Genomic DNA, 12437 nt, shown 5'->3' with positions numbered 1-12437 from the left:
TTTTGGGCGCTAATCAAAAAACTAATTTTAGATAAATGGAAATCAAAAATAATTAATGGGAGGTTTTTCATTTGACACAAACAGCTGTTAAAACGTTAAAAAATTATATAGGCGGCGAATGGATTGAAGCCACTTCGGAAAAACAGGAGCCTGTTTATAATCCGGCAACCGGTGAAGTTATTGCTTATGTACCAATTTCCGGAGAAAAAGATGTCGAGCGTGCAGTCAGTGTAGCTTTTGAGAAATTCCAAACATGGAAAGAAGTCCCTGTTCCAAAAAGGGCTCGGATATTATTTAAGTATCAACAACTGCTTGTCGACCATTGGGATGAACTGGCGAAACTTATTACAATTGAAAATGGAAAAAATTTTACTGAAGCATATGGAGAAGTACAACGGGGAATTGAAAATGTTGAATTTGCTGCAGGTGCACCATCGTTGATGATAGGTGAACAACTGGCATCGATTGCAACTGACCTTGAATCGGGTGTTTATCGCTATCCGATTGGTGTAATCGGTGGAATCACTCCATTTAATTTTCCAATGATGGTTCCATGTTGGATGTTCCCATTGGCGATTGTGACAGGTAATACGTTTGTGTTAAAACCATCGGAACGGACTCCATTGTTGGCAAATCGTTTAGCAGAACTGTTGGAAGAGGCAGGCTTACCAAAAGGTGTCTTCAATATTGTTCATGGTGCACATGATGTTGTGAACGGTTTATTAGATAATAAAAAGGTCGCTGCAATTTCTTTCGTCGGATCCCAGCCGGTGGCAGAGTATGTGTATAAGCGGGGAACGGAGAATTTAAAACGAGTTCAGGCGTTGGCAGGAGCAAAAAACCATTCAATTGTACTAGCTGACGCAAACTTAGATAATGCGACAACCCAAATTTTAAATGCTGCTTTTGGTTCTGCAGGAGAGCGTTGTATGGCAGCATCGGTCGTTGCAGTAGAAGACTCGATTGCCGATGAATTTATCAAGCTTCTTGTACAAAAAACGAATGAGATTAAAATTGGAAACGGTTTGGATGAAGGTATTTTTCTCGGGCCAGTTATTCGTGAACAGCATAAGGAAAGAACCCTCCAATATATTGAAACAGGTGTTAACGAAGGAGCGATTCTTATCCGTGATGGTCGGAGAGATGAAGCGGCTCAAAGGAAAGGGTACTTCGTCGGGCCAACGATCTTCGATAAGGTAACGAAGGATATGAAAATTTGGCAAGATGAAATATTTGCTCCTGTTCTATCAATTGCCCGTGTAAGCAACTTAGATGAAGCGATTGAACTTGCCAATCAGTCACGATTTGCAAACGGTGCTTGTATTTTTACAAATGATGGTAGAAGTGTGAGGAAATTTAGGGAAAACATTGATGCCGGTATGCTTGGTGTAAACATCGGTGTCCCAGCACCAATGGCGTTTTTCCCCTTCTCAGGTTGGAAAGATTCTTTCTATGGAGACCTCCATGCCAATGGCAAAGACGGACTCCAATTCTACACACGGAAAAAAGTCATTACTACTAGATGGGTATAATCGATGTTTGGGGCTGTCCAGAAAGTCAAAAAATAAACCAATATATATAGGTTGATTGAAGTGAAGGTAGCGGCGACTCCCTCGAAAAATGCTACCTGCATTTTCCTTCGTGCGATGCCAATTCAAGGGAAGCTTATTCAGATTCCTGCGGGAACAGCACACAGATTCGACGAAAGCGTAGCGGCAGTCGAAAAAGTTTTTGTGACGAAAGCGATAGCGACAGTCACATGAGCCGAAGACCCTGCAGGAGCGAGGAAACGAGCGACGAAGCGGCTGAGGCCGTGCCCGCGTCCGCCACCAAAACGAAAATCAACCGAACCTATTCTTTTAGTAATAAAATTTTAGAAGTTGTACTTTTAGGACAGCCACAATGACAATTTAAGCATATTGAAACCTTCAAAGACTGTTGTTCTCCCGCCGGAAGTCAGATTATTTTATTGACATTATCATTAAAAAAGTTATTATAATATTAACAGAGCCCACCACGCCTCTTAACAATGCGGACCAAGGTGGGTCATTTTATTTATTCAAGCGGTTATGTAGAAGAACAACTGCTTTTGTCTTACGGAATGTGCCCATGGATATTGAGATAAGCTCATACTCATAGTTGATGGATAATAACGTTCAATAGTCTGATATCTCGTACAATAAGCTGGATCTTTATCTGCGCAAGAACTCCACCAACCAAATGGTGAAAGATTATTTCAAACAAGTTTGGTGTTAAATTCGTTGTTTCCGAAAGAGTTGAGTTGTCCTGATTCCTTCTAATTGGAAACCTGTTGGAATCTACATTGAGTCCAAGAAAAACAGTAATGATATGGGCATTCGCACGCACAAATACACAAAACCATTTTCATCCGCTCTTGTGCAGCCTGACGCTACATGTAGGATTGTAGCGGGAAATAGTATCTTTGTTTTTGTGGCATATCATGGCTACCACCCAAAAAGCCCATAATTCAAAAAAACTAACACTCAAGGCATAAAATATTGTCTCTAGATAAATATAGCTAACACAAAATTTGCCCAAATCTTTTCCATAAAGCCTTTTTGGGTGCTAATCATATCGAATAATAGAACTGGACTACAGGAATTTTCAGGAATTAAAACAGGAGTCATTTTTTATAATTTACAATATTTTCCTGGAAACCCCGAATTTTTAGCTTCTTATGAGGAGTAGTCAATTATGTTCTTAAGGCTGCCAAAACATTGATTCACCATAAATTTTTTAAAAATTGAATTTTACTTTTATCAATCGGTTGGCAAAAGTCGCCGTCTACCCGAACCCCTGAACCTATATGGTATTCGTTTGCATGGATCTGAGCGTCAAGGTCGGCAATATTTTCCGGCGTGACTCCTGCACCAACTAAAATCTCCGGTCCGTTAATTTCCTGGGATAATGTTACAAGTTTTTTAAGCATGTTGGAACCTTCCAAGGCTATTGGTCTTCCTCCAGAAGTTAACACCCGTTTCACATTCTTTTTATATTTTGATAAAATTTTATAGGCTTCAATTTGCGAAGAAACGGAATCAAAGGCACGATGAAAGGTAATGTCTAAATCAGGTACAAGCTCAATTACTTTCAAAAGTAAGCTTTCATCAATTGCTCCGGTTGGCGTAATACAACCAAAGACAATCCGATTGCCTCCAAGGCTGTTAATCACTAAAATATCCTCTTTTATCGTATTCCAATCGTTTTGATCATACACGAAACTATAACTATGTGGCCTCACCATGATTTGGACCGGAATTTCTGCATGCGCCAAGACATTTTTTATTGTTCCGTAACTTGGGGTTAGACCACCTTCTTTCATTGCACTGACAAGTTCTACCCTGTCAACCCCAAGTTCTTCAGCTTGTAGTGTGTCTCTTACATTCATTGTTATTACTTCAATCTTTTTCATTGTCCGTCCCTCTTTTTGTTGGAGTATTTGATTAGGTCTTACTTTTTTGTCCTTTAAAAGTATATAAATTTTTAGCAAAGATGAATTTCGACGTGGCGGGAAAATTTAAGAATTAAGTATAAGTATAACAAATTAATTTATATGTATGAGACACTTTTTCTTGTTTTTCCACTAAAATTGTCCCATACAGCCATTCTATGAGACATTTTTGTTTCAATTTTTGCCAAATTTGTCCCATAAAACGCGGTTCGGGCAATCATAAGTCAATTCATCTCATATTTTCTGCCGTTTTTTCCCTACTTTAAAAAAATTTCCAGCAAAGAAGCAAATTGGCTTGTTGCAGTAAATTTCCCAATGATATTGAAACATGATAAACCCTACATTCCAAAATGAAACGTTTACAGGGGCTGTTACTTTAAATTGTGAAACTTATCCTTTAATTATTTGATCCTACCTCCACGTGATAAGACATACACTCATTTACTCAGATTCACTAGCTTCCACGAACCTTTTATCCACATTTTTGAACATACATTTAGAGATAAAATCTCATATTATCTATATTAATACGTTCGAGGACGGTCAATAACAGGAATGAGCATTGTGATCTTTTTTTTTGGAGAGTTTTACATTTCAATTTTACGGTTAGCGAATGGCCCCCAAACAGATGTACAGTTGTTAACTCATCATTCAATGGTTTAATATCACAAATTTGTGAATTGATAAGCCAAATTTTCCCTCTTTGATCCAATGTTTTGCAGGGAATTAGTATAATTCCGGGCTCTAGAGAGTAGACAACAGGAACATTTTTCTTTTCTTTCAAAATAAACCGGGCACCATTCCTCGCTCCATTTAGATCAAATCCTCTAAAAATATAAGAGTCTTCTACGATTTTATTTGGCGGCTTCATGACCAGAAATTTTTGTTCCCCTTCAATAACCATAGAATATTCATTTCCATAATTATCAAAATCTGACAGAATGGCACATGTATCCCCGTTTATCAAATAATCTTCTTTCAACATTCTACATTTCCCCCTTTTCCAAACAAATTACTTAATTTTAGAAGGTTTAAAAGAATGATTATTTTGTTTTTTTGCACTGGGAATGCTTTCCAAAAAACAATTCGATGGTTGAATGGCCATATTTTGTATTCAGAATTTGAAAAATAAACGAAAATAGTGTTAAAATATGAATAAAAATTATAAAAATTCTGTTAGTGTATTAATTTCGACAATTTAGGACAAAATTCCTTCTTTTTGAGTATGTTTTTTAAAAAATAAGGATATTTTTCCTATTTTCCTTTTTCTCACCTTAACGGGCAGTAAAATCTCAACCCTCAAGATTTTCGAGTTTACAAAGAAGATAGGTGGGACGGACAACGTAAAGATCCGATTGCTTCAATTAACCAAAAGCGCCAGGCACTTCATCCACATGGCCCCATAGGTGGAAGTTTCACTTTATCCCGCACAAACGGTCACTAAATCTTCCTCCAGTAGCTTAAGTTAAATCAAAGATGTAAAGGAGGAAGATAAGTGTCCGTAAGTGCCCGATTGGTTCAACTAACCATCAGCGAGAAAAAACCCCACTGATGGAAGTTTCACTTTATGAGCATTTTTGTTTTAAAGAAGCTCCAAATCGCAATGATGAGTCCTCCTAATGAATCTGTAATCAAATCGGTCATAGTGTCAAGGTTTCCCCCACCTTGAAGTCCCATTTCAAACAAATTGTCCATCGTAAATTCATATATTTCCCAAAGAACACCGCCAAATACAGCAAACGATAAAATAAACAGGGATACAAACCAAGGTGAAAGATGACTGATATGATCCTTTCTTAATAACCTTTTATAGAGGTCAAACCCAAAAATTGCGATTAAAATACCGCTAATGAGATGCATAAAACTATCCCACCAGCCGTTACGGTAAAATCCTTGAAGAGAACCAAGAAATTGCGATCCGAAAAGAAATACGAGATAAAAAATAATTATCGGCAAACTTAATTCAAATTTTGTCAATAAAATAATTAAGAGTGGAATGAGACCGCAAGCAACTCCGCCAAGTGCAATAAGTGCATCGGAGTCATTATCTTTCAAAAAAAGTTGAACAGCAACGAATGCCATAAAGACGACATATAGAACACATAAAAAAATGGATACTTTCTTTCTCATAAGGGACAGCTCCTTGTTATTTGCATGGATACAAATTTCCCTTTTTAGGATTTGCAACTTTAGCTGGATAATTCCAATAGTAATGTTCAAACAGATTTCCATAATTATATTCCTAGAATTAACTATGATACAATTATGACAAAATATGAAGGAAAGGGAAAGGATATGAAAACATTATTGATTGTTTCTCATCCTGATTTAATCAATTCGGGTAGTCAACAATATTTTTTAAGCTCACTGAAGGGGAATGATAAAATAACTGTTCATCATTTAGAGACTCAATATCCTGATGGAAAAATTGATGTTGCTAAAGAACAAGCTTTACTACGAGAGCATGATCGAATTATTTTTCAATTCCCCTTCTATTGGTATAGCTCGCCGCCGTTGTTAAAACAGTGGCAAGATGTTGTGTTGGAGGCGGGATTTGCTTATGGAAAAAGAGGAAACGCACTTTACGGTAAAGAATTTGGCTTGGTGTTAATGATTGGTGTCGCAGAACGTGAATATCAAGCCGGTGGTACAGAACTATTTAGTATTAATGAATTAACAAAACCATTCCAAGCAATGGCTCACAAAACCGGCATGATCTATTTGAGACCACTTACAATCTTCCAATTCGGTTACTTGGAAGAAGACCAAAAAATGGATTTATTGATTAAATATTGGCAGTTATTGACAATGGAAAATGATTTTAGTCTAACTACAAGGGAAAAATGGCTGATTGCCATGTTGAAAAATTTTATAGATCAAAATTCGGACTCACCAAATGCCCGAATTTTTACATATGCCGTGGATTTAATTGAAGAAAACCGCAATACAATTGATGGATTAAAAATGGTGTTTGATGATATGTATGATTGACCGTTGTAGAAGTGGAGAATGGAAGCTTCATTTTTTGAAAACCATTATGTTATGGGAGGATAAAATGGAAAAACAAGAGTGGCTGTTTAAGCAACTGCAGGAAATTTATAATCAAAGTACAGATTTTAATGAAGTGGTATTGATAAAGGCCATACAAAACATTATTAATGAACAAACAAAACGGATTGAGCAAATGGAAGGTGAATTAGAAGGTACACTTTGGAGTCCTCGAAAATGGGGTGAATAGAAGCATGGTAAAATTTGCGGTAAAATTATAAAAATTGGTTGACTTTCTATTCTTAATCAGATATCCTAATTATAGAACAAATGTTTGTTGTATATCAATGGTATACAATGCAAACAACTGTGGAACTTTTCCACGGACATACTACTATCATCCTTGATTCGTAACCAAAGTATTATTTAGAAAAATTGTATGAAGGGTTAGTGGGGTGGAGATTACATGGAAGAGTTATTAAAACAAATGATGTCTGAGATGGTTGCATTAAGAAATGAAATGAATAGCCGTTTCGATGGGGTCGACAAACGCTTTGATGATGTGGATGGTCGTCTGAACAGCATGGACAAACGCTTTGATGATGTGGATGGTCGTCTAGGCGGTATGGATAAACGGTTTGACGATGTGGATAGCCGTCTGAACAGCATGGACAAACGCTTTGATAATATGGATGGCCGTCTAGACGGTATGGATAAACGGTTTGATGATGTGGATGGCCGTCTGAATAGCATGGATAAACGGTTTGATGATGTGGATGGTCGTCTGAACAGCATGGACAAACGATTTGATAAAGTCGATGGCCGTCTGAATAGCATAGATAAACGCTTTGATGATGTGGATGGCCGTCTAGACGGTATGGATAAACGGTTTGACGATGTGGATAGCCGTCTGAATAGCATGGATAAACGGTTTGATGATGTGGATGGCCGTCTGAATAGCATGGATAAACGGTTTGACGATGTGGATGGTCGTCTGAATAGCATGGATAAACGGTTTGACGATGTGGATGGCCGTCTGAATAGCATGGATAAACGGTTTGACGATGTGGATGGCCGTCTAATCAGCATGGACAAACGATTTGATAAAGTCGATGGCCGTCTAGATAAGTTAGAAGAAGGCCAAGTGGAAATAAAAAATTTAATCAAGCATCATACTACCTTATTTTCCGAAAATTTTACAGACATTCGAAAAGAAATGAGAATCCAAAACCAAGAGACAAAATCAGATATAAATCTTCTGTTTAAAGAAGTTGAAACTTTAAAGAGAAAGACGAATAAAATTGAACAACGATTAGGGTTGTAATCATTTTTTTAACTTTACGGCAAGTCAAGAAATCCCCCATCAAGAAAAGAGTCGTAGTCAAGCACCTCGACACCAAGCGGACTACAAAGAGGATAGGTGGGAGTGGGATTTTCTGCTTGCCTGTAAAATGTCGTGTCCGGGGTTTTCACTTGCCTCCAATTCGTTCAACCATCAACTAGTGGGATGTGATTTCCCACTCACTGAAGCAATATGGTAAAAATTTTTTCCAAAGAAAATAAAAAACATGGAAATTATTTTTAAAATCGACTACTTCTATGTTATACTATATTTGAAAATTACTTCACAAGATAATATATAACTAAAAAACAAAATCACAATTGGAGATGTCTGGGTTGAAGAAGGAAGTAGCGCTTTTTGATCAAATTAAAGGAAGTTTAATTGTTTCTTGCCAAGCACTGCCGGGAGAACCTCTACACAGTCCCTATATAATGGGGCGGATGGCTTATGCGGCGATGTTGGGAGGCGCAAAAGGAATACGAGCAAACGGCCTGGAGGATATACGTGAAATTAAAAAAAATGTCAACCTGCCCATCATTGGAATTATTAAGCAAGATTATGAAAACAGTGAGGTATTTATTACTCCGACCATAAAGGAAATCGAACTTCTAGTCAATGAAGGAGTAGATGTAATCGCATTAGATGCTACAGATCGAGTAAGGCCGGACGGAACCACGATAAAAGAATTTTTTCCAAAAATAAGAGAAAAATATCCAAATCAGCTATTTATGGCGGATTGTTCTACTTATGAAGAAGGAATGTTAGCAGCTCAAATAGGTTTTGACTGGATTGGAACCACATTATGCGGCTATACTGGCTATACAAAAAATGAGGAAATACCTAACTATCAAATGATTAAAAGCCTTGTTCAAGATTGTCCGAATCCTGTTATTGCTGAAGGCGGTATTTCAAGTCCCGATCAATTAAAGAAAATCATGGAATTAGGTGTTCATGCTGCAGTAGTTGGATCAGCTATTACTCGACCAATGGAAATAACCAAAAGATTTATTCAAGCGGTCTCGGAATCCCGGGAGACTCACAATTAGGAGGATTTTTTGTTGGGTGCTACTCATATTTTTTCACTAATAAAATCGCGATACAATACGTTTACAAATACGGAAAAAAAGGTAGCTGATTATATATTAAAAAATATGCAGGATGTCATGTACATGTCGATTACCGATTTAGCTATCGCCTGTGATGTCGGTGAGTCCAGCATATTTCGTTTTTGTAAAAGTTTGGACTTAAAAGGATACCAAGAGTTTAAAATTGTGTTAGCTCACAGTTTATCAAGTGAACAGGATATGATCAGTCTTTATAATGACGTTTCGTTAACGGATTCACTTGAGGATATATCTTCTAAAATATTAACAAAAAATATTCAAGCATTGAAAGAAACATCCCAGTTTATCCAAAAAGAAGAAATAGCAAAAGTGGTTCATTGGATGGTACAGGCTCACCGGATTTATTTTTTCGGCGTTGGTTCGTCATTAATTACCGCTTTGGATGCAAAAAATAAATTTATGAGAATAACCAATAAAACAGAGTGCTCTGTTGACTCTCATTTACAAATGATGAATGCGGCGTTAATGACGGAAAACGATGTTGCGATAATCATTTCGTATTCAGGTTCAACGAAAGATATAATTGAATTGGCGAAAGTTGCAAAAGATAAACATGCGAAAATTGTTGCTCTTACCCGGTATGCTAAATCACCACTAACAACTTATAGTGATGTAATTTTCATTACTGCTGCTGATGAAGGCCCTCTACAAGGCGGCAGCCTGACTGCAAAAATTTCACAACTATATCTATTAGATATTCTTTATGTGGAATATTTTAAACAAACTGCCAAGGAGTCTGCAAAAAATAAAGATTTAACATCAAAAGCAGTCGTGAACAAATTACTTTAAGTAGATGCAGGCAAGGAATGGAAAAAGTGAAGCGGAATCTCAACAACTCAAGGATAAATTACTTTCAATACTACGTCAGCATGCTATTTTTTAAATGATATGTTGCTTAACTTGCTAAATCTTTTTACCCTCCTTTTGAACACGCATTTTAAAAAATCAATATGAAATTCAACATTATTTCAGTTCAAAATTACTTGTAAAGGTGAGTGAATCATATGCAATACATTCTTACAGGAACGGTTTGTATCGGTGAAGAACTAAGGGAGGACCATTATGTTTTAATAGAGGGTGAAAAAATTAAAGAGGTCGGTCCCGTATCGAACATGCCAACTTCATTTTCAGGTGAAGTTTTGAGCTATCCAAAGACGATGACGATCGTTCCGGGATTTATTGATGAGCATATTCATGGTGCTGGCGGAGCAGATGCCATGGATGCGACACCTGATGCGTTGAATAAGATTGCACAACATTTAGTAAAAGAAGGCACAACGGCTTTTCTTGCAACAACGATGACTCAATCAAAGCAAGCAATTGAAGTAGCCCTAAAAAATGCCGGTGAGTTCATTCATTCTACTGAAAATCGAACAGGGCAAGCGGAGATAATCGGCATCCATTTGGAAGGACCTTTTATCCATCCGAAAAGAAAAGGGGCACAACCGGAAGAATTTATTTTACTACCAAGTCCGAGCCAATTTGATGAGTGGCAAGAACTTTCTCAGAATACGATCCGGATTGTGACCTTGGCTCCTGACCAAGAAAATGGTATTGCCTTAGTAAAACATCTTGCCGAACACGGAGTCATTGCATCGATCGGTCATAGTGATGCGAATTTTCAGGATGTAGTGGCGGCAGTTGAAGCAGGAGCCAGTCATGTCACGCATCTTTTTAACGGTATGAGAGGCCTGCACCATCGGGAACCCGGAACTGCAGGAGGGGCTTTATTACTTAAGGAATTAACAGTGGAATTAATTGCTGATGGTATTCATGTTCATCCAAAAATGATTGATCTTGTTTTCCGTTTAAAGGACTTAGACCATGCAGTTTTAATTACTGACTCAATGCGTGCAAAATGGCTGCCGGATGGGGAATCGGAGCTGGGCGGTCAAAAGGTTTTTGTTTCAGACGGGAAAGCAACCTTGGAAGATGGTACGTTAGCCGGAAGTATTTTAAAGTTAAATCAGGGAGTCAAACATGTAATGGAATTTGCTAACCTAACCTTACCAGAAGTGGTCAAATTGGTGACAATGAATCCGGCAAAAGAACTTGGATTGCACCATCGGAAAGGTTCTATTGAGGCAGGAAAAGATGCTGATCTTGTCGTTTTAAATGAAAAATATGACCCAATTTTAACGATCTGTCGCGGGGGAATTGCGTTTAAAGGAGAGTGAATTCTACAAATGAAAATTATAAATGTGGGTAATTATCAGGAGTTAAGTGAAAGGGCAGCAAAAATTGTTATTGAAACGGTTCAAAATAAGCCAAATGCAGTACTTGGTCTGGCAACCGGATCAACTCCGATTGGATTATATAATGAATTGATTGACGATCATGCGAAAAATGGAACGAGTTACCGCAAAATTTGTACGTTTAATCTGGATGAATACGTCGGTCTTGAAGGTAGTCACCCACAAAGTTATCTATATTTCATGCGCCAACATTTATTTAATCATATTGATATTTCGCCGGAAAATACATTTATTCCAAATGGTAAAGCAGAAGACATGATGAAAGAATGCGAACGATATGAAGAATTAATTAAGGAAAAGGGTGGAATTGATCTGCAAATTTTAGGAATTGGTCAAAACGGGCATATAGGTTTTAATGAGCCGGGCACATCCTTTTCCAGTAGAACCCATATCATCCAATTAACAGAAAGTACCCGGAAGGCCAATTCTCGATTTTTCTCTTCAATGGATGAGGTACCGACCCATGCAGTAACGGTAGGTATTCAAACAATTATGGAGAGTCGAAAAATTTTATTGCTCGTTTCCGGACAAGCAAAAATGGAGGCTTTCAAACGGCTTTTATCGGACGAAATTGATGAAAGCTTCCCGGCTTCTGTTTTAAAATTGCACAATGATGTAACCGTCATTACTGATATTGCATTTGACAATTGATATTAAAAAACTTATTCTTTTCCTGTGGAGCATCAAACTCTATTGTGAGGTGGGAAAATGAAAGGAAGAAAGTGGTTGTCACTTTTGATAAGTATCATACTCATTGGATTTGTAAGTGCATGTGGAACTGCAGAAACAAAAGACAACGAAAAGGATGAACAGACTGCTGAAGAAAAGGCAACAGATAATACCAATAAGGAAAATGACCAAAACGGCTCGGTTGATGAAAATGAAAACGCCTCTGAAACTGATGAAGAGAATGGGACAAGCAATACTGATGAAAACGGTTTGACTGCCGATGAGGAAGATTTAGATTTAATTAAAAAAGATGTGGTTTATACAGGTTTGGCTGATCCTCACACGATTGAAGTAAAAGATGGGGAAGAATATTTAACTTTACAAATTGATCTGGACACAACTGACGAATGGGAGAAAATTGCAGAAGATACAACGGTTACCATTGAATATTATGAAAATGAACATGGGCAAAATATTTTGGTTCGTTATACCGTGAAAGACTAGTCTCATTGGGATCAGGTATGGGTACGCTCTTTCTTTTATATGAAATAAAAAAGGTCAGGTACCATCACCTGACCTTTATCTGA

At 37.5% G+C, this 12437-nt stretch carries 12 protein-coding genes; 9 read left to right on the top strand and 3 right to left on the bottom strand.

Annotation, left to right across the window (positions count from 1 at the left end; translation table 11 throughout):
- Positions 1 to 71 precede the first annotated feature (71 nt).
- Positions 72 to 1532, top strand: a complete 1461-nt coding sequence (locus NSQ14_RS16605) for a CoA-acylating methylmalonate-semialdehyde dehydrogenase (protein WP_034772792.1) — start codon at positions 72 to 74, stop codon at positions 1530 to 1532.
- Positions 1533 to 2743: 1211 nt separating this feature from the next.
- On the opposite strand, the gene NSQ14_RS16600 is transcribed toward NSQ14_RS16605, so the two are convergent.
- From NSQ14_RS16600 to NSQ14_RS16590, 3 genes are all read right to left on the bottom strand, one after another.
- Positions 2744 to 3433, bottom strand: coding sequence for a copper homeostasis protein CutC (locus tag NSQ14_RS16600; protein WP_034772789.1), 690 nt, complete (start codon positions 3431 to 3433; stop codon positions 2744 to 2746).
- Between the two features lie 535 nt (positions 3434 to 3968).
- Positions 3969 to 4457 (bottom strand): competence protein ComK, encoded by a 489-nt coding sequence (locus tag NSQ14_RS16595; protein WP_034772787.1) that lies wholly within the window; start codon positions 4455 to 4457, stop codon positions 3969 to 3971.
- A 575-nt stretch (positions 4458 to 5032) separates the two neighbouring features.
- On the bottom strand, positions 5033 to 5602 hold the full coding sequence (locus tag NSQ14_RS16590) for a hypothetical protein (RefSeq protein WP_034772784.1): 570 nt from the start codon (positions 5600 to 5602) through the stop codon (positions 5033 to 5035).
- 165 nt (positions 5603 to 5767) lie between these two features.
- On the opposite strand from NSQ14_RS16590, the gene NSQ14_RS16585 reads away from it, so the two are divergent.
- From NSQ14_RS16585 to NSQ14_RS16550, 8 genes are all read left to right on the top strand, one after another.
- Positions 5768 to 6463: an NAD(P)H-dependent oxidoreductase gene (locus NSQ14_RS16585; protein ID WP_034772835.1), complete on the top strand. Its 696-nt coding sequence runs from the start codon at positions 5768 to 5770 to the stop codon at positions 6461 to 6463.
- A gap of 64 nt (positions 6464 to 6527) precedes the next feature.
- Positions 6528 to 6710, top strand: coding sequence for a hypothetical protein (locus NSQ14_RS16580; protein ID WP_034772833.1), 183 nt, complete (start codon positions 6528 to 6530; stop codon positions 6708 to 6710).
- Between the two features lie 216 nt (positions 6711 to 6926).
- Entirely contained in the window at positions 6927 to 7784 is an 858-nt protein-coding gene (locus NSQ14_RS16575; protein ID WP_346216609.1) for a hypothetical protein, read from the top strand.
- A gap of 353 nt (positions 7785 to 8137) precedes the next feature.
- Positions 8138 to 8848: an N-acetylmannosamine-6-phosphate 2-epimerase gene (locus tag NSQ14_RS16570; protein WP_375293579.1), complete on the top strand. Its 711-nt coding sequence runs from the start codon at positions 8138 to 8140 to the stop codon at positions 8846 to 8848.
- A 12-nt stretch (positions 8849 to 8860) separates the two neighbouring features.
- Positions 8861 to 9715, top strand: coding sequence for a MurR/RpiR family transcriptional regulator (locus tag NSQ14_RS16565; RefSeq protein ID WP_043988083.1), 855 nt, complete (start codon positions 8861 to 8863; stop codon positions 9713 to 9715).
- Positions 9716 to 9930: 215 nt separating this feature from the next.
- Positions 9931 to 11103: an N-acetylglucosamine-6-phosphate deacetylase gene (gene nagA / locus NSQ14_RS16560; protein ID WP_041844784.1), complete on the top strand. Its 1173-nt coding sequence runs from the start codon at positions 9931 to 9933 to the stop codon at positions 11101 to 11103.
- A gap of 9 nt (positions 11104 to 11112) precedes the next feature.
- Complete coding sequence (nagB, locus tag NSQ14_RS16555) at positions 11113 to 11832, top strand: glucosamine-6-phosphate deaminase (RefSeq protein WP_041844783.1); 720 nt, start codon at positions 11113 to 11115, stop codon at positions 11830 to 11832.
- Between the two features lie 57 nt (positions 11833 to 11889).
- Positions 11890 to 12354 (top strand): hypothetical protein, encoded by a 465-nt coding sequence (locus NSQ14_RS16550; protein WP_346216608.1) that lies wholly within the window; start codon positions 11890 to 11892, stop codon positions 12352 to 12354.
- Positions 12355 to 12437 lie beyond the last annotated feature (83 nt).

This window comes from Caldifermentibacillus hisashii, assembly GCF_039654145.1.
GTDB classification, from domain to species: domain Bacteria; phylum Bacillota; class Bacilli; order Bacillales; family Caldibacillaceae; genus Caldifermentibacillus; species Caldifermentibacillus hisashii.
The sequence above is the reverse complement of the archived record's forward strand: the minus strand, read 5'-3'. Positions and strand labels throughout refer to the sequence as shown.